We start from the raw sequence: 24847 nt of genomic DNA, 5'->3' as shown, positions 1-24847 counted from the left end.
CACCGTCCCTCGTGCCGTCAGTCGTTGTTCACCGGCGGAGCCCCGGACACGTTGCACCGCTGGGTGATCGCCTGGTAGACCCGGTCCGGCAGCACCGGCATGTCGATGTTGCGCACCTGGGCTTCGCCCACCGCGTTCACCACCGCGTTGACGAACGCCGCCGGCCCGCCCACCGTCGCACACTCGCCGACGCCCTTGGCGCCGATCGGGTGGTGCGGGCAGGGGGTGACGACCTCGTGCAGTTCGTAACCGGGCGTCTCCCACGCAGTGGGCAGCAGGTAGTCCATGAAGTTCGAGCCGACGCAGTTGCCCTCCGAATCGAACGTGATGAACTGCATGTTCGCCATCGCGTACGCCTCGGTGAGGCCGCCCATGATCTGGCCTTCGACGATCATCGGGTTGATCCGCACCCCGCAGTCGTCGACCGCGACGAAGTTGAGCACGTCCCAGACGCCGGTCTGCGGATCGATCTCGACCGTGCACACGTAGGCCGCGAACGGCCAGGTCAGGTTCGGCGGGTCGTAGAAGGCGGTGGCTTCCAGACCGGGCTCGAGACCGTCGGGCATGTTGCTGTACGCGGCCATCGCGCATTCCTGGATGCTGACGCCCCGCTCGGGCGCGCTCCGGACGTAGAACCGGCCCAGCTCCCATTCGAGGTCCTCTTCGGACACTTCGAGCAGGTGGGCGGCCAGCTTGCGGGACTTGGCCCGGACCTTGCGCGCGGCCATCGCGACCGCCGCACCGGCCACCGGCGTGCTCCGCGACGCGTAGGTGCCCATGCCGAACGGAGCGGTGTCCGTATCGCCCTCCTCCACCACCACGTCGGCGGAGGGCAGGCCCAGTTCGTGCGCGACGATCTGCGCCCAGGTCGTTTCGTGGCCCTGGCCCTGGGTTCTGGCCCCGGTGCGCAGGATGGCCCGGCCGGTCATGTGCACGCGCAGTTCGGCAGAGTCGAACATCTTGATGCCGAGGATGTCGTACTCGCGGCTGTTGCCCGCGCCCAGTGGCTCGGTCATCGTCGAGATGCCGATGCCCAGCAGTCTGCCCTCCTGGCGCGCCTGCTGTTGCTGCCGCAGGAAGTCCTCGTAGCCGACGGCTTCCAAGGCGACGTCGAGACACTTGCCGTACTGGCCGGAGTCGGTCAGGAAGCCGTACGGCGTGCGGTGCGGGAAGTCGTCGTCGCGCACGAAGTTGACCCGCCGGAACTCCGCCTGGTCCATCCCGAGGTCGTCCGCCGCGGCCTGGACCATCCGTTCCTGGAAGAACATCGCCTCGGTGACCCGGAACGAACACCGGTACGCCACCCCGCCGGGCGCCTTGTTCGTGTAGACGCCCCGCGCGGACAGGTGCGCATACGGAACGTCGTAGCAGGCGAACGCCGAATGCATCAGGCCGATCTTGAATTTGCTCGGCTGCGCATCGGCGAAGAACGCGCCGTGGTCGGACACCGTGTTCATGCGGACGCCCAGAATCCTGCCGTCCTTGCGCAAGGCGAGCTCGCCGTGCAGGTACACGTCGCGGCCGAACCCGGTGGAGATCAGGTTGCCGCTGCGGTCCTCGATCCACTTCACCGGCGTTTCCAGCAGAATCGAGGCGAGGATCGACACGACGTAGCCGGGGTACACCGGCACCTTGTTGCCGAACCCGCCGCCGAGGTCCGGCGAGATGATCCGGATCATGTGCTCGGGCAGCTCGGCGATCAACGAGACCGCCGCCCGCACGATGTGCGGCGCCTGACTGGTCAGGTAGACGGTGAGCTTGGAGGTCGACCGGTTGAAGTCGGCGATCGAACCACAGCATTCCAGCGGCGACGGGTGCGAACGCGGATAGTGCAGGTCGATCTCGGACACCAGATCGGCCTGGGCGAACGCCCGGTCGGTGCCGTCCCGGTCACCGACCTCCCAGTCGAAGGCCACGTTGTCGCGTTGGTTCTCCTTGTCGTCGCGGATCAGCGGCGAGCCCTCGGCCAGCGCCTGCTCCGGGTTGACGATCGGCGGCAGCGGCTCGTAGTCGACGACGATGGCCTCACAGCCGTCCTTGGCCAGGTACGGGTCGTCGGCGATGACGCAGGCGACCTCCTGGCCCTGGAAGCGGACCTTGTCGGTGGCCAGCACCGCTTGCGTGTCATAGGAAAGCGTCGGCATCCAGGCCAGGTTGCGGGTGGCCATCATCTCGCCGGTCAGCACCAGCCGCACACCCGGGATCGCGTACGCCTTGCTGGTGTCGATCGACTTGATCCGCGCATGCGCCAGCGGGCTGCGCAGGATCTCCATGTGCAGCATGCCCGGCAGCACCACGTCGTCGATGTAGTTTCCCTTGCCGCGGATGAACCGGTCGTCCTCGACCCGGCGGCGGCTCGCGCCCATCCCGCCGATCTTGATCTCGTCCAGCGCTCGGCTGTCCACAGTGCTCACCCGGCACCTCCGTTCGCACGCTGCCGGTCCGCCGCCCACAGCACCGCCTTGACGATGTTCTGGTATCCGGTGCAGCGGCACAGATTGCCCGACAGTGCCCACCGGACCTCGTCCTCGGTGGGATCGGGGTTTTCGTCGAGCAGCGCCTTGGCGGCCAGCATCATGCCGGGGGTGCAGAACCCGCACTGGAGTCCGTGCTCGTCCTTGAAACCCTCCTGCAGCGGATGCAGTCCGCCTGCCGACCCGCCGAGTCCTTCGACCGTGGTCACCTCGTGCCCGTCGGCCTGCACCGCGAGCATCGTGCAGCTCTTCACCGGCTTGCCGTCGAACAACACCGTGCAAGCACCGCAATTGGTGGTGTCACAGCCGGTGTGCGTGCCGGTCAGTTTCAGCCCCTGCCGCAGCAGATGGGCCAGCAGCAGGCGCGGCTCGATGTCGGCGGTGCGGCGCCGGCCGTTGACCGAGATCGAGACCCGGCGCACCGGCACCTGCTCTCCCGGGTCCGCACCGATCTCCTCGAACAGGCTGGTCATCCGGAAACCTCGTTCCTTGCCGGGTACATCACGCCGCCCGCACCGTCGGGTCGAGCTCGCGGGTCAGGATGCGGTCGACGAAAACCCCGATGATGTGTCGTTTGTAGTCCGCGCTGCCGCGGTGGTCGGACTTCGGCTGGGCCGCGTCGGCGGCGAGCCGGGCCGCGGACTCGATCGACTCGCGGCTCAGCGGACGGCCGGCGAGCGCGTCCGCGGCCTCGGCGGCGTTGATCGTCGCGCCGCCCACGCCGGTCAGCGCGATACCGGCGCGCCGGACGACACCGTCCACAGTGTCGAGGGCCACGGCGGCCCCGGCGGTGGCGAAATCGCCGATCCGCCGTTCCAGCTTGTGATAGCCGCCGCCCGGGATGCCCTGCGGCGCCGGGATGACCGCTTCGATCGCGATTTCGTCGTAGGACAGGGCGTTCTGGAACGGCCCGGTGACGAATTCGCCGATCGGGATGGTGCGCGTGCCCGCCGGCCCCCGCACCACGACGTGGCCACCGAGCGCGGTCACCACCGCGGCCCAGTCGCCCTGCGGGTCGGCGTGGCACAGCGAACCGACGAGCGTGCCGCGCGTGCGCACGATGGGATCGGCGACCAGCGGAACGACTGCGGCCATCGTCGGCTGCCGTTCGGCGAGCAGGACCGAGCGCTCCAGTTCGCCGTGCCGGCACAGCGCACCGACGTGAATGGTGCCGTCGGAATCGGCGCGGTGGTAATCGAGTCCGGGCAGCGCATTGATGTCGACGAGCAGTTCGGGGCCGGCGAACCGCAATTTGAGCAACGGCACCAGGCTCTGTCCGCCGGCGAGCACTTTGGCCTCTCCGTTGCCCGAGTGCAGCAGCTCGATCGCGTCTTCGATCGAGCGGGGCGCCTCGTAACGGAAGCGCGAGGGGTACATCCTCACCTCCGGGTGCTGGGGCGGACGGCCGGACGGCCGGGACTCAATGCGCGTCGCCCTTGTCGGTCTTGGGGTAGTGCCGGAGATCGGCCTCCGGATCGGGCACCGCAACGGGGTTGTCCTCGTCGGTCGGATCCGGCCGGGGGATCTGGTGCGGCGGCCACGGACCCGGCACCGGCTGGCCGGCGACTTTCAGGAAATCGACGAACTCCGGGAACGCCCACACGGTCGGGCTTCTGCCTGTTTTCGGCGCGTTCTCGAACAGGGCGTACAGCCGCGGATTACCGCGGCTGTGGCCGTCGGATTCGACTCGCATGGCTCGCGCCCCTTTCCGGGCGAGGACGGAGCACGGGGCGCCGTCGCCGATGTTGCGCACGTCATAGTTCTCCGCACCGCATTCGGTGGCAACGGTGGATTAAGCCATTGCTTACGTCGGTCTCCCCGCGGACCGGGCGCGACAGGCATGCTGGCCCCATGGCCCCGCACTGTCCGCTCACCGAGATCGGCGTGGTGCACTCCCGGCACACACGCACCGAGCACACGCCGGTACAGTCAGCGCTCAACCTGGCCGAGCACGCGACGGTCGAGGTGTTCCCGCCCTATCTGGACGGAATCCTCGGGCTCGCGGACTTCGGCTGGGCCTGGCTGGTGACCTGGCTGGACCGGGCTCCGGGGACACCCCTGCTGCGGCAGATCCCGTTCCTGCTGCGGCCACAGCGCCGGTCGATGGGGGTGTTCGCGACCCGCAGCCCCGGCCGGGTGAATCCACTCGGGCTCAGCCTGGTCCGGGTGATCGGCGTCGAGGGAGCGCACCTCCGGTTCGCCGGAGTGGACCTGCTCGACGGCACCCCGGTCGTGGACCTCAAGCCCTACGTCAGCAGGTTCGACCGGCCCGACGGCGATCCGCGCTGCGGCTGGTACGACACGGTGCCGATCGAACCCGGTGTCAGACCGGCGGATCTGGGTCCGGCGCCCGGCGCCACGCAGTACGACACCGACTCGCAGCGGATCGGTCCGCACCCGGACTAGAGTCACGTGTTTCGGATCGGTTCCGGATCCGACCGACGCCACCGGCAACGACGACGGAAGGGCAGGGTGTGACGCCGACACAACTCCGGGCATTCGCGGCAGTGGTACGGCTCGGCTCGGTCAAGAGCGCCGCCGCCGATCTGCACGTCTCGGAGGCCGCGGTGTCCCTGCACGTCGGCCAGCTGCGCAAAGAGCTCGGCGACAAGCTCTTCCAGCGCACCGGCGCGGGCCTGGCGTTCACCCCCGGCGGCCTCCGGCTCGCCAGCCGCGCGGCGGAACTGCTCGGTCTGCAGGACCGGACGATCCTGGAAGTGCGCCAGGCCGGCGACGGACGGCGGCTGCTGCGGGTCGCCGCGTCGAGCCTGTTCGCCGAGCACGCCGCACCCGGCCTGATCGGGTTGTTCGCCGACCGGGCCAAGGACCTCGACGTCGAGCTGAGCATCCACAATCCGTCGCACTTCGAGACCCTGCTGCGGACCAGGGCCGTCGACGTGGTGATCGGCCCCCGGCCACCCGCCGGCGACACGACGCTGGCCACCACGCACTTCCTCAACTACCAGATCATCGCGGTGGCGCATCCCGCGCACCCGCTGGCGAAAGCGCCGCCGACCGCGAGTGCACTGCGCGACCAGACCTGGCTGCTCGGCCCGACCGGGGCCTCGAGAGCGGACGTGGTGCTGGCGATGCTGCACCGGATGAACGTGCCCGAGGATCGCCAGCAGATCTTCCAGAGCCACGCGGCCGCTCTGCAGGAAGCCAAGCGGGGCAAGGGAATCGCGCTCGTGGTGTCGTTCGCCGCCGCACAGGACATCGCCAGCGGCGACCTGACCCGGCTGACCGGGAACCTGCTGCAGGCACAGGGCACCTGGAACATCACCATGCTCGGCGGTGGCACCGCGCCCTCGGCAGCGGCCGAGCTCACCCGGTTCATCACCACCCCGCGCGCCACCCAGGCGATGCTGCGCGGCGGCGGCACGACGCCGGGCCGGTTCAAGCCCTCGATCTACGTGACGCTGTGGAACTGACCGGGCCGGCCGCCGCATCGGCGACGACCCCGACGGCCGCGGCGAGCGCGGCGAAACTGTGCGCGGGCAGGAACCGGTCGCAGTAGGGCAGCGCGGCGGCCATGGTCGCCACCCGGGGTTCGAAGCCGGGCACCGCGGCGCGCGGGTTGAGCCAGCAGATCCGGAACGCACGTCTGCGCAGGCGGGCCAGCACCGCCGCGAGTCGTTCCGGCGGATCGGCGTCCCAGCCGTCCGAGGCGATCACCACCACCGCCCCGCGCACGAGCGGAGCCCATCGGGAATGCAGCAGTTCCGCCACGTTGGCCGCGATCCGGGTGCCGCCGAACCGGTCGCCCACCAGTTCCCCCGCCCGCTGCACCACTGCGGCCGGCGGGCCGGTGCCGCGCAGCACCGGGGTGAGGCGGGTCAGCGTGGTGGCGAACGCAAACGCTTCGGCGTCCAGCACCGCCGTGAGTGTGTGCATCAAGTGCAGATAGGCAGGGCTCTGCGCGCGCATCGATTCGCTGAGGTCGGCCAGCACGACCAGACGGCGGCGACGGCGGCGCGGGCCACGGCGGGCCGGGGTCAGCGGTTCCCAGCCGGTCCGCCGGGCTCTGGCCAGCGTGGTGCGCAGGTCGATCCGCGGCCCGCGCGGGCCGGCCTGACGCCGCACGCGCCGCGTCGGCCACCCGCGCGCCGCCTCGGTCAGCAGACCGGCCAGCTCGGCCTGCCGCGCCGGGGACAGCGTTTCGAACGGCTGTTGCGCGTCGGCGGCCAGCGCGCTGGCTGCCAGGTCCGGCACGTCGCGGGTGCGGTCCCGGTCGGTCCCCTCGCCGGCCGCCGGGCGGGACGGAGTCACCCACGGCAGCGGAACCGCCTCGTCCGCGCTGTCGCCGGGTGCGGGATCACGGTTCCGGCCTGCCACCGGGGCGGGCGGCGACGGCAGGGGCGGCCGGTCCAGCACGTCGTCGAGCACGTCGAGGTCGCTGCGCCTGCGCACCAGCGTCAGCCGGACCGCCCAGTACAGCTCCGCGCTGGTATGCGGCGGAAATGCGTCGAGCACGCGGACGAAATCGGCGAGCTGGGTGAGCCCGACCGCCGCACCGCCGCGTCGCAGCCGCACGGCCAGCGCCACCGCGAACGCGGCCCGGTCGACCTGGGCCAGCACCGGGCGATCGGGACGGGGGTGGTCACCGCCGGGCACGGTCCTCGCCTGCCGTCTCCGGGTAGCCCAGTTCGCCGAGCGCCCCGACGATGGTGTCCCGGTCGTCGGGGGTCTTGGCCAGTGCGGCGAGCGAGCGCACCACGTCGTCGCGGACGAGTTCGGCGACCCCGGCGGCGGCGAGCACGGCGAGCCAGTCGATCGTTTCGGCCGGCCCGGGTGGCTTGTCCAGGTCGAGGCGGCGCACCTCGCCCATGAACGCGGTGGCCGAAGCGATCAACGGCTCGGCCGCCGCCGGCACACCGCGGCGCAGGATCCGCGCCATCTCCGCCGGCGCCGGGAAGTCGATCCAGTGGTACAGGCACCGCCGGCGCAGCGCGTCGTGCAGGTCACGGCTGCGGTTGGAGGTGAGCACCACGAACGGCGGACGTTCGGCGGTGAAGGTGCCCAGTTCGGGGACCGTGACCGCGGACTCGCCGAGGAATTCCAGCAGCAGTGCTTCGAATTCGTCGTCGGCGCGGTCGATCTCGTCGATGAGCAATACCGGGGCAACCGGACCGGTATGCCGGACCGCCCGCAGGATCGGGCGCGCCAAAAGGAATTCCGGGCCGAAGAGGTCTTCGTCGGTCAGCTCGGCGGACCGTGACTCGGCGAGCCGCACCGCGAGCAGCTGCCGCTGGTAGTTCCACTCGTAGAGCGATTCGGCGGCGGTCAGCCCCTCGTAGCACTGGAGCCGGATCAGCTCGGTGCCGAGCACCGCGGCCAGCGCCTTCGCCGCAGTGGTCTTGCCGACGCCGGGTTCGCCCTCCAGCAGCAGCGGCCTGCCCAGTGCGGTGGCGAACAGCAGCGCCGAGGCCAGCCCCTCGTCCACCAGGTAGCCGACCTGCTCCAGCCGCGCGCGGACCTCGTCGGCGTCGGCGAACGGGGCGGTCATATCGGCGGTGCGGCGCGACCGGACATCGCGTCCCACACCCGCGACGGCGTCAGCGGCATGTCCGCGTGCCGGACGCCGAACGGCTTGAGCGCGTCCACGACCGCATTCACCACGGCCGGTGGCGAGCCCACGGTGGCCGACTCGCCGATGCCCTTGGCGCCGATCGGGTGGTGCGGCGACGGCGTGACCGTGTAGCCGGTCTCCCAGTCCGGCACCTCGACCGCGGTCGGGAGCAGGTAATCCATCAGGGAGGCGCCAAGGCAGTTGCCCTCCTCGTCGAAGGAGATCATCTCCATCAGGGCCATGCCGACTCCGTCGGTCAGCCCGCCGTGCACCTGTCCCTCGACGATCATCGGATTGATCCGGGTCCCGCAGTCGTCCACTGCGACGAACCGGCGCACCTTCACCACGGCCGTGCCGGGATCGACGTCCACCACGCAGATGTACGCGCCGTTGGGGAAGGTGAGGTTCGCCGGGTCGTAGGTGACCTGGGCCTCCAGCCCGCCGTCCACACCCGGCGGCAGGCTGCCGCCGTACGCATGCCGCGCGATCTCGGCGATGGCGACCGATTTCGCCGGGTCGCCCGCAACCCGGAAGGCTCCCCGGCCCCACTCCAGGTCGGTCGGCGCGACTTCGAGCATCCCGGCGGCGATCAGCCGCGCCTTGTCCCGGACCTTGCGGGTGACCAGCACTGCGGCCGCACCGGACACCGGCGTTGACCGGCTGCCGTAGGTGCCCATCCCGAACGGGGTCTGATCGGTGTCGCCGTGCACGACCTCGATGTCCGCCGGCGGGATGCCGATCTCCTCCGCCACGATCTGGGCGAACGTCGTCTCGTGGCCCTGGCCCTGGGTCTGCACCGACAGCCGCACCACGGCCTTACCGGTCGGGTGGATGCGCAGCTCGCAGCCGTCGGCCATGCCCAGCCCGAAGATGTCCATGTCCGCGCGCGGACCGGCGCCCACCGCCTCGGTGAACACCGAGACGCCGATTCCCATCAGCTCGCCGCGCGCCCGCCGCTGCGCCTGCTCGCGACGCAGGTCGTCGTACCCTGCGATGCGCAGCGCCTCGGCCAGGGTCGCCGGATAGTCGCCCGAGTCGTAGACCCAGCCGGTGCGGGTCCGGTACGGGAACTGGTCGGGCCGGATCAGGTTGCGCCGGCGCAGCTCGACCGGATCCAGGTCGAGTTCGGCGGCCAGCCGGTCCACCATGCGCTCGACGAAGTACACCGCCTCGGTGATCCGGAACGAGCACGCATAGGCCACCCCGCCGGGCGCCTTGTTCGTGTGCACCGCGGTCATCCGGCAATAGGCCGCCTCGATGTCGTAACTCCCGGTGAACACGCCGTAGAAGCCGCCCGGGTACTTGGTGGGCGTGGCCATCCCGTTGAACGCGCCGTGATCGGCGAGCACGGTCGAGCGCAGGCCGAGGATCCGGCCGTCGCGGGTCGCCGCGATCTCACCGCGCATCACGTAGTCGCGGGCGAAGGCGGTGCTGGTCAGGTTCTCGGAGCGGTCCTCGGTCCACTTCACCGGTTTGCCCAGCACCACCGACGCGGTGATCGCGCACAGGTAGCCCGGGTAGATCGGCACCTTGTTGCCGAAGCCGCCGCCGATGTCCGGGGACACCACCCGGATCTTGTGCTCGGGCACCCCGGAGAACAGCGCGTACAGCGTGCGGTGCAGATGCGGCGCCTGGGTGGTCGACCAGATCGTGAGCTTCTCGTCGATCGCGTCGTAGTCGGCGATAGCCCCGCAGGTCTCCAGCGGGGCCGGGTGCACCCGCGGGTAGACCATGTCCTGCAGCACCACGACGTCCGCGGCCGCGAACGCGGCGTCCGTGGCCACCGCGTCCCCGGTCTCCCATTCGAAACACAGGTTGTCGGCCTTGCCCTCCAGGTCGGTGCGGATCACCGGGGCGTCGGACGCCAGTGCGGTCCGCACGTCCACGACCGCGGGCAGCTCCTCGTAGTCGATGTCGATCAGCTCGAGCGCGTCCCGCGCGGAGTACCGGTCCTCGGCGACGACGAAGGCGACCTCCTGGCCCTGGAAGCGGACCTTGTCGGTGGCCAGCACCGCCTGCACGTCGTGGGACAGGGTCGGCATCCACGCGAGGTTCCGCGCCGCCAGGTCGGCGCCGGTCATCACCAGTTTGACCTTGGGATGCGCCTCCGCGGCCAGGGTGTCGACCCGGGTGATCCGCGCGTGCGCCAGCGGCGAGCGCAGAATCGCCAGGTACAGCATGCCGGGCAGCTGCCGGTCGTCGACGAACCGGCCGCGGCCGCGGATGAACCGGCGGTCCTCCTTGCGCAGCATCCGCCCGTGTCCGACCGGCTTCCCGTCGTTGTCCGGGAACGCCGTCGGGACGCCGTCCGCCGCTGTCACGGCCGGCCCTGCGTGGTACGGGTGCCGGCCTGCTCCGCCGCGGCCCACTGGACGGACCGCACGATGCTGGCGTAGCCGGTGCAGCGGCAGATCTGCCCGGCGACGGCCCGGCGGATCTCCTGTTCGGTCGGGCTGGGGTTGCGGTCGAGCAGCGCACGCGCGGTCATCAGCATGCCCGGCGTGCAGAATCCGCACTGGAGGCCGTGGCAGGCCATGAAGCCGCGCTGCACCGGGTCGAGCTCGCCGTCGAGCTCGAGCCCCTCGACGGTGCGCACCTCGTGCCCGCCGGCCATCGCGGCCAGCACAGTGCACGACTTCACCGGCTCGTCGTCGAGCCACACCACGCACGCACCGCAGTTGCTGGTGTCGCACCCCCAGTGGGTGCCGGTCAGGCCGAGCTGGTCACGCAGGAAGTGCACGAGCAGCAGCCTGCCCTCGATCCGGCGGGTCACCTCTTCCCCGTTGACCGTCATCGTGACCTCCACGCTTCACGCCCCGCCTGCGCGCGCGACGGCCCGCCGGAGGGTGCGGTGGGTCAGCTCGGCGGCCAGGTGGCGTTTGTACTCGACACTGCCCCGCTGGTCGGCCACCGGACGGCAGCCCGCCGCTGCGAGCTCCCCCGCCCGGGTGTAGAGCTCCTCCGACGGCAGGTTGCCCCGCAGCGCGGCGGAGATCTCCGGCATGCCCGTGGTGTTGGGGCCGACCGCGGCCAGCCCGACGCGCGCGTCGTCGATCAGGCCGTCACCGGTCATCCACACCGCGGCGCCCGCGGACACGACCGCCCAGTCACCGGCCCGCCGGTCGACCTTCTCGAACGCGCTGGACCCGTTGGGGCGCACCGGAAACCGGACCTCGGTGAGCATCTCGGCCGGCCCGACGGCGGTCGCGTACGGACCGACGTAGAACTCCTCCATCGGCACCACCCGTTCACCGTCCATGCCGCGGATCACGCAGCTCGCGTCGAGGGTCGTGCACACCGCCGAGAGATCCTCGGACGGATCGGCCTGGCACAGCGAGCCGCCGAGCGTGCCCCGGTTGCGCACCAGCGGGTCGCCGATCACCCATTCGGCATCGGCGAAGATGGGGAAGGTGGCGGGCAGATCCACCGACTCCAGCAGTTCGCGGTGCCGGGTCAGCGCGCCGATGCGGACCTGACCGGGCTCGACGACGATGTAGGCGAGTTCGTCGCGCAACTCGTTGATGTCGATGAGGTATTCGAAGTTCGCCAGCCGCAGTTTCATCATCGGCAACAAGCTGTGCCCACCGGCCACCAGCCGAGCGGTCTCCCCCAGCCGGTCGAGCAAGTCGATGGCCTGGCCCACGCTGGTGGCCCGCGCGTACTCGAACGGTGCCGGCAACTGCATGCACACCTCCGTATCTCCGCTTCATTGCGCGACACCCGGCGAAGCTCTGTCAACGCCGACCTCAGCGAATACTTGATCCGATCGGCGGAGACCACCCACCGACAACACCCTCTCAGGTCGACCTTGACGCAGGATTCGGCCCCGCTCATTCTTCTACAGTCGCGACCGCGGAGCCAGCTTTCAATCCCACCCGGGATCCGCACCCGGCCGACGCGAACACCACGAGCGGGTCATGCCGCGCCCCAGGTTTTGCGGTAATCGCTGGGGGCAATGTGCAGGTTTTTCGCGAAGGCCGCACGCAGGCCGGCGGCGGTGCCGAATCCGCTGTGGCTCGCGACGAGATCGATGGTGAGGTCGGTTTGCTCGAGAAGTTCCTGGGCACGGCGCAGCCGCTGCTGGGTGAGCCAGTCGCCGGGGGTACGGCCGTGGATTTCGAGGAACCGGCGGGTGAGCTGGCGTTCACTCAGGCTGGCTTGTGCGGCGAGGTCGCGGAGCCGGATCGGCTGGTCGAGATGAGCCATTGCCCAGCCGGTGACCTCGGACAGGTGTGTGGCGTTCGCAGCGGGCAGCGGGGTGAGGATGTATTGCGCCTGGTCGGAGTTGCGGTGCGGCGGAGTGACCATTCGGCGGGCGAGGGCATTGGCGACGCTGGTGCCGTGGTCCCGACGGACCAGTTCGATGCACAGATCGATCCCGGCGGCGGTGCCCGCGGAGGTGTGGACGCGGCCGTCGTGCGCGTAGATCACGCTCTCGTCGAGATCAACGCGCGGAAAGCGCTGCCGCAATTCCGCTGCGTGCATCCAGTGTGTCGTGGCACGGCGCCCGTCCAGCAGACCTGCCTGGGCGAGCACGAACGCTCCGGTGCAGATCGCCGCGATCCGCGCTCCCCGCCGGTGTGCTTCGGCGACAGCCGCAACGAGGTCGGCGGGCTGCTGTACGCAGACGTTCGCACATGCAGGCACGATCACGGTATCCGCTGCAGCCAGGTCATCAAGTCCGTACGGAGTGGTGGCGGTGAAGCCGCCGTTGATCACCGCGCCGGGTTCGGTTGCGCAAAGCCGGAATTCGTACCACGGGTCGGCCAGCTCGGGCCGTGCGATGCCGAATACCTCACACGGGACCGCAACCTCGAACAGCGGCGCGCCGGGCAGCACCGCGACGGCCACCCGGTGGATGTCGGTTTTCTTGCGCATGATGACGAGTATGACACTCGCGCACGTCCCTCGGAGCGCCCCAGACTTGACCGGTGACCACCGAAACCATTCCATCGACGACCGATGCCCGGCCGGGGATCGGGCTCACCCAGGGCGTCGCACTCTACGTTTGCGCGATCCTCGGCGCCGGAGTACTCGTCTTCCCCGGCCAGTCTTCCTCACTCGCGGGGCCTGCGGCTCTCCTCGCATGGGCGTTCAGTGCGCTGCTGGGCCTCCCGCTGGCGTTCACGTTCGCCGCGTTGGCCTCGCGGTTCCCGGACGCAGGCGGCGTCGCCACCTTCACCGAGAAAGCGTTCGGGCCCATCGCGGGCGGGATCGTCGGTTGGTGGTACTTCATCGCCGGCTCGGTCGGTCAGACCATCGTGCCGCTCACCGCCGGCTACTACGTCGCCACAGCCCTCGGAGTGGAACCACACTGGGCACCGGCGATCGCGGCGATCGTGCTGGTGATCGCCGTGGCCGCGAACCTTGCCGGCTTCAAGGTCGGCGCTCGCGTGCAGATCGCGCTCGCGCTCGGCGTCACGGCGATATTGCTCGCCGTCATCCTCATCGCGCTCCCCCAGATCGATTTCACGCAGTTCACCCCGTTCGCCCCGCACGGCATCTCCGGAATCGGGCAGGCAACCGTCGTGCTGTTCTTCGCATTCGCCGGCTGGGAAGCGATTGCGCACCTGTCCGCGGAGTTCCGGGACGTCCGGCGGACCCTGCCACGCGCGACCGTGCTGACGATCGCGATCGTCACCGTGCTCTACCTGGGAGTCGCGTTCGCGGTCGTGGGCACCGGCGCCTACGGCAGTCGCACCCTCGACCGGATCTCGCTCGGGGTGATCATCGAACGCGGTATCGGGCTCTCCGCTGCCGGCGTGGTCGCCGTCGCCGCCGTCGTGATCTGCCTCGGCACAACCAACGCCTTCGTCGCGTCAGTCTCCCGCCTCGGTTACGCACTCGCCCGGGACGGATGGGCACCGGCGCGGCTCGTTCGCCGGAATCGGCAAGGAGCACTGCAGTACTCGATTCTCGCCGTCGGAGCCATCGGTTGCGCGGGCCTGCTCGGCGCGACTCTGTTCGGCTGGGGCACGGATGACATCGTCTTCATTCCGGCTGTCCTCGTCCTCGCCACCTACTTGCTCGGCACCGTCGCCGCCGCTCGGCTGTTCACCGGTGGACTGAGGATCCTTGCCTTGGTGGCAACCGTTTTGCTCTTGATCACGGTGCCGTTCGCCGGGTGGCATCTGCTCGTCCCCCCGGCGATCGCCGTACTCGCTTTGCTCGCCCACCGGATCGGGCGCGGCACCCGCAAACACAAACCGACAACGGAATAGCTGAAAGCGCGGTATTGACCGCCGGCTGCATATCGCAGCCGGCCGCCGGCACCGTCGAAGCGGACCGCATTCTCACCCACCACGGACACGGATGAATCAGATGAAATTCGCTGGGAGCACCGCACCGAGCTCTGGATACCGCAAGAAACCGGGCAGCATGCATGCCTGTCACACAGACATGATCACGTCGCGAAAAGCTCAGCGCGGCCTCATCGTCGCTGTGGGCATCGGCTTGCTGCTCTCCGGGTGCTCGGGTGCGGCGGACGCTGACCGCACCAGCATCGAGAACTCCCTGCGCGAGTACCTCGACATGCTCGAGGACGATCCACAACCGGCTGCCGACGACGTGCTCGCCTGGGTGTCGAACGACGATGCCGGCAAGGAAAAAGCCCGCGCCTGGCTCACCCGGCACCCAGATGCTCAGGCCCACGTCGACAGCTACCTCGTCAGCGACCCGTACGAGAGCGACAGCAACGAGCCGGAGGCGAAGCTCTCGGTCAATGGCCGAGCCTGTCCGGAACCGGACCAGTGCCGGCCCTACCCCACCGAAACCGGAACGATCAACCTCAGGCGGGAAGGCGGCCAATACCTCCTCGATGCAGACATCGCCCTGAAATTCTTCGGCTACGAAAAATGAACCGTCACGGACAAAGAGCTCGGTTCGGAATGAGGTCGGTGTGTCTGCGTCGGGGCCGGCACAGGCCGAGCTGCACCCACTCCTTTCTTGACGGCGTCATCCCTGACTCCGCCGAGATCCCGGGCACGAAGCAGGCGCGGCTGTCGATGGTTGTTCGGCATCCGTCCCGGTCCGGCCGAGTGCCCGGCGGACCGTCTCGGGGCCCATGGCAAGCGCGACGAGCGTCAGCACGGCGAGCCCGCCCATGTAGACGAGAATCGGCCACCAAGTCCCGGCCCAGGCGTAGAGCGCGGTGGCGATGAACGGTGCCACGCCGCCGGAGAGCACCGAGCCGACCTCTCGGGAGAACGCGAAGCCCGACATGCGGAATTCGGTGTCGAACAGCTCGGCGTACCAGGCGGCCTGCGGGGCGAGCATCGCCGGATAGAAGATGCCGAGCCCGACCACGAACGCCAGCACCACCCAGCTGGTCGTGCGGGTGTCGGTGAGCAGGAAAAAAGGCACCATCCACAAGGCCGAGCCGAGGATCCCGACGACGAAGACCGGCTTGCGGCCGACCCGGTCGGACAACATGCCGCACAACGGGATCAGCACCGCCTGTACCGCGGAGGCGATCATGACGCTCCACAACCCGAGCGAGCGCCCGAGCCCGAGCGTCGTGGCGACGTAGGCGACGCCGAAAACGGGAAGCAAATAGGCGAAGCCGTTCTCGCCCATCCGGGTGCCGACCACGACGAGGAAGCTGCGGGGGTGCCGGCGGATCGCGGCGAACACGCCGCCCGGAGCGGGTGGTTGCGCGCTCGCGGCCTCGACTTTGGTCTCCACGAACGCCGGGGGCTCCTCGACCTGACGCCGGACCAGGTAGCCGACGAGCAGGCAGAGCGATCCGAGCAGGAACGGCACCCGCCAGCCCCAGGACGCGAACTGCTCCCGCGGCAGCAGCAGGAACAGCGAGAACACGCCATTGCCGAGCAGGGTCGCGACCGCATAGCCCAGCGGTCCGGCCGAGCCGGCGAGTCCCCGGCGCTCCGGCGCGGAGTGCTCCACCGACAGCACGACGGCCCCGGCGTACTCACCGCCTGCGCCGAAGCCCTGCACCAGCCGCATGAGGACGAGCAGGATCGGCGCCGGCATCCCGATCTGGGCGTAGGTCGGCAGCAGGCCGACCGCGGTGGTCGAGACGCCCATCAGGACCAGCGTCAGCACGAGCATGCGGCGCCGTCCCACCCGGTCCCCGAACCGGCCGAGCACGAGCCCACCCAGCGGCCGGGCGAGGAAGCCGACGGCGTAGGTCGCGAAGGCGGCGAGAGTGCCGACCAGTGGATCGTCCGACGGGAAGAACTGGCTGTTCAAAATGATCGCGGCGGCGGTCCCGTAGACGATGAAGTCGTACCATTCCAGGACGGTCCCCACGAACGCGGCCAGCGAAGCGCGGCGCGACTGCCGGTGGACGGGCGAGGCGGACTGATCGGACACGGATATCTCCTTCGATCAAGGCCTGCAGGCGGGCAGCGGCGCCCGAGCGGTCACACGTCGAGCGGCGGGTGGCGGTCAACTTGGCGCGTTTGGTCCGGGGTGTCCAGCGCGGTCAGGGACATGCCCCGGGTCTCCTTGGCAGCCAGCACCGCGACCGTCGAGATCACCGCGGCGCCGGCCAGATAGACCGCGATCGGGACCGGGGAGCCGTAGGTCTTGAGCAGGCTGGCGGTGATGAACGGGGCGAGGGACCCGGCGAAGATCGATGTTGTCTGGTAGGCGAGGGAAACGCCGGCGTAGCGCATCCGCGTCGGGAACAGTTCGGCCATCATCGCCGGCTGGGGCGCGTACATCAGGGCGTGCACGAGCACACCGAGGACGAGCGCCAGCACGACCAGTCCGGGGTTCCCGGTGTCCATCAACGGGAATCCCGCGAAGCCCCAGCCGATCATCAGGACCGAGCCGGTGAGGTAGACCGGGCGGCGGCCGAACCGGTCCGCCAGGTGCCCGAACCACGGCACGATCGCCAGGTGCACGACGTGGGCGACCGCAAGGAGCAGCAGGATGTCGGTGGTGCTGCTGCCCACGCGCAGCGCCAGGTAGGTGATCGAGAAGGTCACCACAACCTGGTAGAGGATGTTCTCGGCGACCCGCGCCCCCATCGAGATCAGCACGCCACGCGGGTAGTGCTTCAGCACCTCGATCACCGACGAGCGCGCCGTCTCGCGCTCCTTCGCCCGCTCCAGTGAGTCGAGGAAGATCGGCGATTCCTCCACCTGGGTCCGGATGTAGTAGCCGACCAGCACGATGATCGCCGACGCCCAGAACGCCGTTCGCCAGCCCCATGCGGCGAACGCGGTATCGGACAGGGAGAACGACAAGCTCAGCAGGACGATGGTGGCGAGCAGATTGCCCAGCGGCAGGCCCGCCTGGGGCCAGCTCGACCAGTACGCACGCCGGGCATCCGGACTGTGCTCACCGACGAGCAGGACTGCACCGCCCCATTCACCGCCGACCGCGAAGCCCTGCACGAAGCGCAGCAGCACCAGGATCGTCGGCGCCCAGAAGCCGATGCTCGAGTAGGCGGGCACGCAACCGATCAGGAAGGTGGCGGCGCCGACCATCAGCAGGCTGAGCTGAAGGAGCTTCTTCCGGCCGACCCGGTCGCCGAAGTGCCCGAAGACGATCCCGCCGAGCGGGCGGGCGACGAAGCCGACTGCATAGACCAGCAGGGCGTTGATGACACCGTCGAGCGGGTCCCCGCTGTTCGGGAAGAAGACGTCGCCGAAGACCAGGGCCGACGACGCCGAATACAACAGGAACTCGTACCACTCGGCGACGGTGCCGGCCATGGACGCGGCCACGACCTTGCGCGGCCCGGCCGGGGTGGCCGCGGATTCGGTGCTCTGCATCGAGGACGACTCCTTTGTCGATGTCCTACGGGGACGATCCATCGCGCACGTCGCCCACCGAGGCACGGCGGTACGCGCCGGGGCACCGGTTTGTCCCGGTGCGCCGAGCGGGGTGCGCAGCTGCCCGCCGCCGCGTACTTCGGCTGCCGGACGGCCGCTCGCTCCCGGGGATCGAAGCACACCGGTGCCGTCGTGCGCAACCGATTGTTCACAGAAGAACAATCGATTGCGCATATTGACTGGCGAACCACGCCGGACGTAGCGTGCCGGAGCAACCCGCTCGTTTCCGAGACCAGAATCGGACCGGCCCCGGCGCTCGCAGCCGCCGTCCGCCGCCGGTGGGGCATCGCACGTACAGACAGGACGACACATGCTTTCCGGAACCAGAGTCGTGAGCTTCACGCACTTCCTGCAGGGCCCCTCCGCCACCCAGATCCTCGCGGACCTCGGTGCGGACGTGATCAAGATCGAGCCGCCGCAAGGCGCCTTCGAGCGTGGCTGGTCGGGGCCCGACGCGTTCGTCGGCGGCGTCTCGGTGTTCTTCCTGCTCGCGAACCGCAACGCGCGCAGCATGGTCGTCGACCTCAAGTCCGACGAGGGCCGCGGAGTGCTGCACCGGCTCCTGGACGACGCCGACGTGCTGATCGAGAGCTTCCGGCCGGGCGTGATGGACCGGCTCGGGCTCGGCTACGAACAGCTGCGCACCACCAATCCGCGGCTGGTCTACTGCTCGCTCTCCGGCTACGGGTCCGACGGTCCGTACAAGGACCGGCCCGGTCAGGACGTCCTGATCCAATCGCTGTCCGGTCTCGCCGCGGCAACCGGGGCCGCGGGCCGGCCGCCCACCCCGGTCGGTGCCTCGGTGGTCGACGCGCACGGTGCGGCGCTCGGGGCGCTCGGCATCCTGGCCGCCCTGCACGGCCGGGCGCGCACCGGCGAGGGCACCCGGGTGGAGAGCAACCTGCTCAGCGCGGCCCTTGACCTGCAGGCCGAGCCGCTTTCCTACCACCTCAACGGGTTCCGCGGCGAGCGAAGCCCCTCCGGCGTCTCGTCGCGGTACTACAAGGCGCCCTACGGCGTCTTCGCGACTGCCGACGGGTACCTGACGATCTCCCTCACCGGCACGGACGTGCTGGCGAAAGTGTTCGACGAGCCGTGGTTCACCAGCGTCGGCCCCGACGACGAGTACGCACGCCGCGAAGAGGTCAACGAGCGGGTCTCCGCACTGGTCGCCGAGCACCCGACGGCGTACTGGACCGAGCGGTTCACCGAGTTCCGGATCTGGCACGCGCCCGTGCACGATTTCGACGACGTGGCCGCCGATCCGCAGGTCCGGCACAACGAGACGATCCTGACCATCCCGCATCCGGAGGCCGGCGACGTGCGGGTGCCGGCCCACCCGATCCGCTACGGCGGGCAGCGTCCGGGGCTGCGCCGGATGCCGCCGGCACTGGGAGAGCACACCCGGGAGGTGCTCGGCGAGCTCGGTTACCGCCCGGCCGCGGTCGACGCACTGGTCGAGGGGGGTGCGTTCGGTGCACGGTCCTGAGCACGGCGTCGCCGGCCCGGTGCTCGTCGAGCGCCACGGTGCCGTCGCGGTCCTCACCCTGAACCGGCCCGCGAAGTACAACGCGATCGACCATGCCACTGTCGACGCGCTGACCGTCGCACTCGACGGGATCGAGGCCGACGGGAACGTGCGGGCGGCGGTCCTCACCGGCGCCGGCAAGGCATTCGCCGCCGGCGCGGACATCGCCTTCTACGCCGGCGCGGACAGCGGCGAGTTCGCTGCCTTCACCGAGCGCTGCAATGCGCTGTGCGACCGGCTCGTGCGGTGCCGCGTACCCGTGGTGGCGGCGGTGCGCGGGCTGGCTCTCGGTGGCGGGTTCGAGCTCGTGCTGGCGTGCGACGTGGTGGTCGCCGAGCGTGGTGCCGCGTTCGGTCTGCCCGAGGTCACCCTGGGGCTGCTGCCGGGCTGGGGCGGCACTCAGCGGCTGACCTGGCACGTCGGCCCCACCAGAGCCCGCTGGCTCACGATGTCTGGTGACCGGATGGACGCCGAGGTCGCCGAGGCCGCGGGCATCGTGACCCACGTGTGCGAGGCGGACGAGCTGGCCCCCCGGGCGCTGGAGGTCGCGGACCTGCTTGCCGGGCGGGCACCGCGGGCCGTCGCCGGGATCCGGGACGCCGTCCTCACGGCAGTCCACAGTGGACCCGAAGGATCCGCCGGACCGGGCTTCCGCCGCGAACGCGAGGTCCTCGCGGAGCTGTTCGCGTCCGCCGACGGCCGCGAGGGCATCACGGCCTTCGTGGAGAAGCGCACTCCGCGGTTCACCGGACACTGATCGCGCCCAACCGATTCGCCGGCCGACCCGCAGCACCGACGGCCGCGTTCACCAGACGCGCCGTGGAACCCGCCATCGGACCCACGTCAGGTCGTGGCCGGTCTGGTGCAGCGGGTACCGCCGGCCGGGTCAGAGCGCCCGGGTCGACTCCCGCAGTATCAGCCGCGGGGCCGGGTCGGCGACCACGAGATCGCGCAGCGGTGTGCCGCCGAGGTGCTCGATCAGCACCCCGCACGCCGCGCGGCCGAGCTCCCGCATCGGCAGCCGGACCGTGGTCAGTGCCGGGTTCCAGGCCTCCGCGACCCAGGTGTCCAGCACGGTCACGACGGACATGTCCCCGGGTACCCGGACGCCGGCCCGGCCCAGCGCGGAAACCGCCCCGACCGCGGCATTCACGCTGGACACGACGAGGGCGGTCGGGCGTTGCGGCGCACCCAGGATCCGGTGGGCGGCCGCCGCCCCCGCATCCGCCTCCCACCCCGCCCGCACGACCCACTCCGGCGCGATCGTGAGCCCGGCCTCCGCCATCGTCTCGAGGTAGCCCTGGTGGCGACGGACCGCCGTGTCGTGGTGCGGTACGCCGGCGAGGTGGCCGATCCGCTCGTGGCCGAGTTCGACCAGGTGCCGGGTCGCCAGCCGGGCGCCGGCGACGTCGTCGAGGACCACCGAACCGGACCGGCCCGGTAGCCGGGAGTTGATCAGCACGACCGGGACGTCGTCGCCGAGCACCTGGGCGAGGGCGGTGTCGTCGAGGTCCTCACGGCGCTGCAGCAGCACGCCGTCGACCCGGCCCGCGGCGACCAGTTCGCGCAGCCGCCCGTGCCCGGACGGTGGCGGCCCGACCTGGCCGAGCAGCACGGACATACCGGCTTCCCGGGCCCGGTCCTGCACACCACCGAGCATGTCCGCGAAGACGGCGTTGGTGACGTCCGGGACGATCAGGCCGACGGCGCCGGAACGCCGGAACCGCAGGGCCCTTGCCCGGTGGCTCGGCACGTAGCGCAGGGCTTCGGCGGCGTCGCGGACCCGGGTACGGGTGGCCTCGCTGACCCGGGCCCGCGAGTCGCCGGTGAGCACCCGCGACGCTACCGAACGGGAGACACCGGCCGCGTCGGCGACGTCCTGGAGCGTGGCCATGCCGGTGAGTCTAATGACGCAATCGGTTGTCCGGAGGCCGGCAACCGATTGCGCCGGTCCCGGTGAAAGCGCTCAGCCCCCGAAGACCTCGACCTGGGGTCGCTGCGGATCGTACGCCGCCCAGCCCGGGTCGCCGTGGGTCGCGAAGGCGACCCAGGCACTGTGCACGCGGGCCGCCAGTCCGGCGGGCGCCGGGTCCGGACCGAGCAGGCCGGCGTCGCCGTGCAGCCACGGTTCGTCGGCGATGTCGAAGACGAAGGGCAGCTCGACAGTGTGGGTGGCGCCCAGCCGCCCGTCCAAGGCCGTCGAACGGTGGCCGAACGAGTAGGCGTGGGTACGGCCAGCGGACAGCCGGGCGTGGGCCGCGAGCAGCCGCGCGGTACCGGCCCCGAAGAGGGCTTCGCCCAGCACCGCGGAGCGCAGCTCGCCCGGGCTCGCCCCCGGCCGGGCCGCCCGATGGGCCGCGACGACGGCGGCGGGGTCCGCATGGACCTTCGTCGCGAGGGCGAGCACGTCGTCGTCCGTGGAGGACTCCAGTGTGCCCTGCGGCACCAGGTAGAGGTGGCCTTCCTCGGTGTTGGTGCCGATCAGGAGGCCGACCTCTTCCCCGGGCCCCTCGGTCAGGGCATCGGCCGGCTGCACGGGCAGGACCAGGGAGAACGGGCTGAGCCCGACGAGCGGGTCGGTGACCGGCCCGATCCGCAGGTCCATCCCCGCGAGAGCCGGCAGGATCTCGAGGAACCGCTCGTCCGGGATCTCGGCGAAGGCCCCCGCGGTGGGCGGCACACCCAGCGCGGTGGCCGCCGCGGCGGTGACCCGTCGCGCCTGCTCCGGGGTGAACGCTCCGGTGCCACTGCCGCTCTGGACGATTGCGCGCCGGAACAGGCCCTTGGCCTCCGGCGTCGCGAGCAGCGCGCCGATCAGGGTGGCGCCCGCGGACTGGCCGAAGAGCGTGACGTTGCCCGGATCGCCGCCGAACACGGCGATCGTGTCGCGCACCCAGTCCAGCGCGGCGAGCACGTCGAGCAGCCCGCGGTTGGGCGGGGCGCCCGCCAGATCGAGGAAGCCGGGGATGCCGACGCGGTAGTTCACGGTCACGAGCACGACGCCGTCGCGAGCGAACGCACTGCCGTCGTAGAGCGCGGCGCGGGTCGAGCCGGTGACGAACCCGCCGCCGTGCACGAAAACCATGACGGGACGCCGGCCGCCGCCGGCAGCGGGCGTGCGGACGTCGACGGTCAGGTAGTCCTCGCCCCGGACCCAGCCGGGCCCGAAGTACGGGGTCATGTCGAGCCGGCCGAAGTCGCGGGCCGGCTGGGGCGCGGTCGGCGAGGGCGCCGTGCCGTCGCGGACACCGGACCAGCCCGGGTGCGGCGCGGGCGGGGCGAAACGGCCGGCGCCGGCCGGGGCCGCCGCGTACGGGATGGCGCGGTAGAACTCGCCGGAGCCGTCGCGGACGCCGCGCACGGCGCCCGCCGGGGTCTCGACGATCGGATCTGCCTGCTGGGACACGGAAATGCTTCCTCTCCTGGACTGCTACCGGGCAGGGCGGCGGGCGGGTGCGGCCCGCTCCCCCGGCTCAGGCGATGCGGGAGAAGCCCGCCCACTCCTTGATGGCGAACTTCGCTCCGTCGCGCTCGACTTCGGCGGCGCCCCGGCCACCGAGGTGCGCGGGGAAGATCAACGCGTTGTCCTCGGCCGCGCGGCCGAGGAGCTTGTGCCGGGTCTTCCTGGCCGCTGCCGGGTCCTCGCAGAAGCAGGAGTTCGTCTCCGGCTCCACGAGCTGCAGCGGCGTATGCACCAGGTCACCGACGAACAACGCCCGATCGCCACCCGACTCCAGGCTCAGCACGGACGACCCCGGGGTGTGCCCCGGCGCGAGATCCAGCCGGAGGTTCTTGTCGATCCGGTACGAGCCGTCCCACACCTCGGCCAGCCCGGCTCCGTGCACCGGGGCGACACTGTCCTCGAAGACGTTCTGGTTGCCACGGCCCAATACCGGCTGGTGGTTGTTGGCCGGATTCCAGAAGTCGAAGTCCTGCCGCGGCATCAGGTACGTGGCGTTCGGGAACGTCGGAACCCAGGTGCGGCCGTCGAGGTGGGTGTTCCAGCCCACGTGGTCGATGTGCAGGTGGGTGTTGACGACCACGTCGACGTCTTCCGGCCGGACCCCGGCGGCGGCGAGATTGTCCAGGAAGTCCGTGTCCAGGCGGCTCCAGACGGGCGCGTAGGGGCGGTCCTTGTGGTTGCCCACCCCGGTGTCGACGAGGATCGTCCGGCCCTCGCTGCGCAGCAGCCAGGTCTGGATCGCCGAGAGGCACTCGCCGGTCTCCGGATTCAGGAAGTCCGGGGCGAGCCAGTTCTCGTGCTCGGCCCAGGCGCCGTCGGGGCTCTCGGGGAAGAAGTCCGCGGGGCCCATCTCGACCGAACCGTAGTACTCCTTGATACGGGTGACGGTCACGTCGCCCAGTGTGATCTGATCCATGGTCGCTCCTCGAGGTCACGGGCAGCCGCCCGAACGAGGTCGAGCCTGATCGTGCCCACGCGCGCCGGCCAGCCCCGCGTTGTCCTACCCCCGGCAGGGGGTGGCTGAGCGGTGCCGCCCACGTGGACAGTGGTGTGATGGACGGATCGAGCCCGCTCGGCGATTTCCTGCAAGCACGGCGGGCCAGGCTGCGCCCCGAGGACGTGGGTCTTCGCGACCTCGGGCCACGCCGACGGGTGGCGGGGCTGCGCCGGGAGGAGCTGGCGCAGCTGGCGGGCGTCAGCGTGTCGTATTACACCCGCCTCGAACAGGGGCTGTCCCGTGGCGCGTCGGCAGAGGTGCTCGAAGCGATCGCCGGCGCCCTGTTGCTCGACGAGCACGAACGCGAGCACCTGGAACGGCTCGCCGGGGCCTCCCGTCGGGTGCCGCAGGTGCGCCGGCCGCGCCCCGAGAAGCTCGCGGACGAGACGCGGGACCTGATGCGCTCCTTCGACGGCGTCCCGGCGCTCGTGCTCGGCCGGCGCACGGACGTGCTGGCGTGGAACGCACTCGGCCACGCCCTGCTCGCCGGCCACGTGGACCCGCTGAGCCCGCAGGATCCCGCACGCCGGCCGAACATGAGCCGGATGGTGTTCCTGGACCCGCACTGCCGGGAGCTCTACGCGGACTGGCGGCGCAAGGTGCGTGCCGTCGTGGGCAACCTGAGGATCGCCGTCGGCCGTCATCCCGAGGACCGGCTGCTCGCCGAACTGATCGGCGAGCTGACGATGAAGAGCCCGGAATTCGTGGCGTTGTGGGGTGACCACCGGGTGACGCCGTGCGACGCCGCCACCTACGAGTTGCGCCACCCGGTCGTCGGCACGGTGACTGTCACCCAGCAGACCCTCGTCCTCGCGCGGTCGCCGGGGCAGGCCGTGGTGGTGTGCACGACGCCCGCCGGATCGCCGTCGGAGGAGGCGCTGGCCCTGCTGCGACAGGTGGGTACGGCCGAGCAGGGCGGTCCGGCCGGGCGGATGGCCCGCCCCGGCAGGTCCGGTGACCCCGCGACCCGGTGACCACCTCGTGGTCGTCCTTCCGGCCACCGATCCTGT

22 protein-coding genes are annotated in these 24847 nt (G+C 70.7%); 7 read left to right on the top strand and 15 right to left on the bottom strand.

The window, feature by feature from the left end; all coding sequences use genetic code 11:
- Positions 1-17: 17 nt before the first annotated feature.
- From ABD793_RS04095 to ABD793_RS04080, 4 genes are read right to left on the bottom strand one after another with little or no spacing between them, the layout of a single operon-like run.
- Positions 18-2366: an aerobic carbon-monoxide dehydrogenase large subunit gene (locus ABD793_RS04095; RefSeq protein ID WP_344855782.1), complete on the bottom strand. Its 2349-nt coding sequence runs from the start codon at positions 2364-2366 to the stop codon at positions 18-20.
- 44 nt (positions 2367-2410) lie between these two features.
- Positions 2411-2947 carry a (2Fe-2S)-binding protein gene (locus ABD793_RS04090; RefSeq protein ID WP_344855403.1) on the bottom strand — a complete coding sequence of 179 codons (537 nt, stop codon included), beginning with the start codon at positions 2945-2947 and terminating at the stop codon, positions 2411-2413.
- A gap of 28 nt (positions 2948-2975) precedes the next feature.
- On the bottom strand, positions 2976-3851 hold the full coding sequence (locus ABD793_RS04085; RefSeq protein WP_344855401.1) for an FAD binding domain-containing protein: 876 nt from the start codon (positions 3849-3851) through the stop codon (positions 2976-2978).
- Between the two features lie 43 nt (positions 3852-3894).
- Positions 3895-4167 (bottom strand): hypothetical protein, encoded by a 273-nt coding sequence (locus ABD793_RS04080; protein WP_344855399.1) that lies wholly within the window; start codon positions 4165-4167, stop codon positions 3895-3897.
- A gap of 158 nt (positions 4168-4325) precedes the next feature.
- Between ABD793_RS04080 and tsaA the strand changes: the two genes are divergently transcribed.
- On the top strand, positions 4326-4880 hold the full coding sequence (gene tsaA, locus ABD793_RS04075) for a tRNA (N6-threonylcarbamoyladenosine(37)-N6)-methyltransferase TrmO (RefSeq protein WP_344855397.1): 555 nt from the start codon (positions 4326-4328) through the stop codon (positions 4878-4880).
- 68 nt (positions 4881-4948) lie between these two features.
- Positions 4949-5905 carry a LysR family transcriptional regulator gene (locus ABD793_RS04070; protein WP_344855395.1) on the top strand — a complete coding sequence of 319 codons (957 nt, stop codon included), beginning with the start codon at positions 4949-4951 and terminating at the stop codon, positions 5903-5905.
- On the opposite strand, the gene ABD793_RS04065 is transcribed toward ABD793_RS04070, so the two are convergent.
- The 6 genes from ABD793_RS04065 to ABD793_RS04040 all read right to left on the bottom strand — a co-directional run bounded on the left by ABD793_RS04065 (position 5871) and on the right by ABD793_RS04040 (position 12921).
- Positions 5871-7088 (bottom strand): VWA domain-containing protein, encoded by a 1218-nt coding sequence (locus tag ABD793_RS04065; protein WP_344855393.1) that lies wholly within the window; start codon positions 7086-7088, stop codon positions 5871-5873. The genes ABD793_RS04070 and ABD793_RS04065 overlap by 35 nt on opposite strands.
- Positions 7075-7980, bottom strand: coding sequence for an AAA family ATPase (locus ABD793_RS04060; RefSeq protein WP_344855391.1), 906 nt, complete (start codon positions 7978-7980; stop codon positions 7075-7077). Before ABD793_RS04060 ends, ABD793_RS04065 begins: the two co-directional genes overlap by 14 nt.
- Entirely contained in the window at positions 7977-10295 is a 2319-nt protein-coding gene (locus tag ABD793_RS04055; RefSeq protein WP_344855780.1) for an aerobic carbon-monoxide dehydrogenase large subunit, read from the bottom strand. Before ABD793_RS04055 ends, ABD793_RS04060 begins: the two co-directional genes overlap by 4 nt.
- 65 nt (positions 10296-10360) lie before the next feature.
- A complete protein-coding gene (locus ABD793_RS04050; protein ID WP_344855389.1) occupies positions 10361-10849 on the bottom strand; it encodes a (2Fe-2S)-binding protein in 489 nt (162 codons plus the stop codon).
- Positions 10850-10852: 3 nt separating this feature from the next.
- Entirely contained in the window at positions 10853-11728 is an 876-nt protein-coding gene (locus ABD793_RS04045) for an FAD binding domain-containing protein (protein WP_344855387.1), read from the bottom strand.
- Positions 11729-11958: 230 nt separating this feature from the next.
- Positions 11959-12921, bottom strand: coding sequence for a GlxA family transcriptional regulator (locus ABD793_RS04040; RefSeq protein ID WP_344855385.1), 963 nt, complete (start codon positions 12919-12921; stop codon positions 11959-11961).
- A 53-nt stretch (positions 12922-12974) separates the two neighbouring features.
- Here ABD793_RS04040 and ABD793_RS04035 point away from each other — a divergent pair, with 53 nt between their 5' ends.
- Both ABD793_RS04035 and ABD793_RS04030 read left to right on the top strand, forming a co-directional pair.
- Positions 12975-14264 carry an APC family permease gene (locus ABD793_RS04035; RefSeq protein WP_344855383.1) on the top strand — a complete coding sequence of 430 codons (1290 nt, stop codon included), beginning with the start codon at positions 12975-12977 and terminating at the stop codon, positions 14262-14264.
- A 91-nt stretch (positions 14265-14355) separates the two neighbouring features.
- On the top strand, positions 14356-14901 hold the full coding sequence (locus tag ABD793_RS04030; RefSeq protein ID WP_344855381.1) for a hypothetical protein: 546 nt from the start codon (positions 14356-14358) through the stop codon (positions 14899-14901).
- Positions 14902-14997: 96 nt separating this feature from the next.
- Here the strand turns inward: ABD793_RS04030 and ABD793_RS04025 are convergent, their stop codons facing one another.
- Together ABD793_RS04025 and ABD793_RS04020 are read right to left on the bottom strand one after the other, a co-directional pair.
- Entirely contained in the window at positions 14998-16377 is a 1380-nt protein-coding gene (locus ABD793_RS04025) for an MFS transporter (protein ID WP_344855379.1), read from the bottom strand.
- Positions 16378-16427: 50 nt separating this feature from the next.
- A complete protein-coding gene (locus ABD793_RS04020; RefSeq protein WP_344855377.1) occupies positions 16428-17789 on the bottom strand; it encodes an MFS transporter in 1362 nt (453 codons plus the stop codon).
- Positions 17790-18159: 370 nt separating this feature from the next.
- Between ABD793_RS04020 and ABD793_RS04015 the strand changes: the two genes are divergently transcribed.
- Both ABD793_RS04015 and ABD793_RS04010 read left to right on the top strand, forming a co-directional pair.
- Positions 18160-19338, top strand: coding sequence for a CaiB/BaiF CoA transferase family protein (locus tag ABD793_RS04015; RefSeq protein WP_344855375.1), 1179 nt, complete (start codon positions 18160-18162; stop codon positions 19336-19338).
- Positions 19325-20134 carry an enoyl-CoA hydratase/isomerase family protein gene (locus ABD793_RS04010; RefSeq protein WP_344855373.1) on the top strand — a complete coding sequence of 270 codons (810 nt, stop codon included), beginning with the start codon at positions 19325-19327 and terminating at the stop codon, positions 20132-20134. The genes ABD793_RS04015 and ABD793_RS04010 overlap by 14 nt, the downstream gene beginning before the upstream one ends.
- 129 nt (positions 20135-20263) lie before the next feature.
- On the opposite strand, the gene ABD793_RS04005 is transcribed toward ABD793_RS04010, so the two are convergent.
- The 3 genes from ABD793_RS04005 to ABD793_RS03995 form a co-directional block, all read right to left on the bottom strand.
- Positions 20264-21271, bottom strand: coding sequence for a LacI family DNA-binding transcriptional regulator (locus ABD793_RS04005; protein WP_344855371.1), 1008 nt, complete (start codon positions 21269-21271; stop codon positions 20264-20266).
- 72 nt (positions 21272-21343) lie between these two features.
- Positions 21344-22783 (bottom strand): carboxylesterase/lipase family protein, encoded by a 1440-nt coding sequence (locus tag ABD793_RS04000; protein ID WP_344855369.1) that lies wholly within the window; start codon positions 22781-22783, stop codon positions 21344-21346.
- 67 nt (positions 22784-22850) lie between these two features.
- Positions 22851-23756, bottom strand: coding sequence for an MBL fold metallo-hydrolase (locus tag ABD793_RS03995; RefSeq protein ID WP_344855367.1), 906 nt, complete (start codon positions 23754-23756; stop codon positions 22851-22853).
- A gap of 137 nt (positions 23757-23893) precedes the next feature.
- On the opposite strand from ABD793_RS03995, the gene ABD793_RS03990 reads away from it, so the two are divergent.
- A complete protein-coding gene (locus ABD793_RS03990) occupies positions 23894-24811 on the top strand; it encodes a helix-turn-helix domain-containing protein (RefSeq protein ID WP_344855365.1) in 918 nt (305 codons plus the stop codon).
- Positions 24812-24847: the final 36 nt, after the last annotated feature.

The sequence above is a fragment of the Amycolatopsis ultiminotia genome, from assembly GCF_039536925.1.
Classification (GTDB): domain Bacteria; phylum Actinomycetota; class Actinomycetes; order Mycobacteriales; family Pseudonocardiaceae; genus Amycolatopsis; species Amycolatopsis ultiminotia.
Note: the sequence above shows the minus strand (reverse complement) of the source record. Positions and strands in the feature narration are given on the sequence as shown.

What these genes read in the sequence shown, in the direction of transcription:
- ABD793_RS04055 (WP_344855780.1), bottom strand. Translation starts at nt 10,295, where the DNA reads ATGCTGCGCAAGGAGGACCGCCGGTTCATCCGCGGCCGCGGCCGGTTC.
- ABD793_RS04005 (WP_344855371.1), bottom strand. Translation starts at nt 21,271, where the DNA reads ATGGCCACGCTCCAGGACGTCGCCGACGCGGCCGGTGTCTCCCGTTCG.
- tsaA (WP_344855397.1), top strand. Translation starts at nt 4,326, where the DNA reads ATGGCCCCGCACTGTCCGCTCACCGAGATCGGCGTGGTGCACTCCCGG.
- ABD793_RS04090 (WP_344855403.1), bottom strand. Translation starts at nt 2,947, where the DNA reads ATGACCAGCCTGTTCGAGGAGATCGGTGCGGACCCGGGAGAGCAGGTG.
- ABD793_RS03990 (WP_344855365.1), top strand. Translation starts at nt 23,894, where the DNA reads ATGGACGGATCGAGCCCGCTCGGCGATTTCCTGCAAGCACGGCGGGCC.
- ABD793_RS04015 (WP_344855375.1), top strand. Translation starts at nt 18,160, where the DNA reads ATGCTTTCCGGAACCAGAGTCGTGAGCTTCACGCACTTCCTGCAGGGC.
- ABD793_RS03995 (WP_344855367.1), bottom strand. Translation starts at nt 23,756, where the DNA reads ATGGATCAGATCACACTGGGCGACGTGACCGTCACCCGTATCAAGGAG.
- ABD793_RS04040 (WP_344855385.1), bottom strand. Translation starts at nt 12,921, where the DNA reads ATGCGCAAGAAAACCGACATCCACCGGGTGGCCGTCGCGGTGCTGCCC.
- ABD793_RS04030 (WP_344855381.1), top strand. Translation starts at nt 14,356, where the DNA reads ATGAATCAGATGAAATTCGCTGGGAGCACCGCACCGAGCTCTGGATAC.
- ABD793_RS04085 (WP_344855401.1), bottom strand. Translation starts at nt 3,851, where the DNA reads ATGTACCCCTCGCGCTTCCGTTACGAGGCGCCCCGCTCGATCGAAGAC.
- ABD793_RS04020 (WP_344855377.1), bottom strand. Translation starts at nt 17,789, where the DNA reads ATGCAGAGCACCGAATCCGCGGCCACCCCGGCCGGGCCGCGCAAGGTC.
- ABD793_RS04095 (WP_344855782.1), bottom strand. Translation starts at nt 2,366, where the DNA reads ATGGGCGCGAGCCGCCGCCGGGTCGAGGACGACCGGTTCATCCGCGGC.
- ABD793_RS04060 (WP_344855391.1), bottom strand. Translation starts at nt 7,980, where the DNA reads ATGACCGCCCCGTTCGCCGACGCCGACGAGGTCCGCGCGCGGCTGGAG.
- ABD793_RS04045 (WP_344855387.1), bottom strand. Translation starts at nt 11,728, where the DNA reads ATGCAGTTGCCGGCACCGTTCGAGTACGCGCGGGCCACCAGCGTGGGC.
- ABD793_RS04080 (WP_344855399.1), bottom strand. Translation starts at nt 4,167, where the DNA reads ATGCGAGTCGAATCCGACGGCCACAGCCGCGGTAATCCGCGGCTGTAC.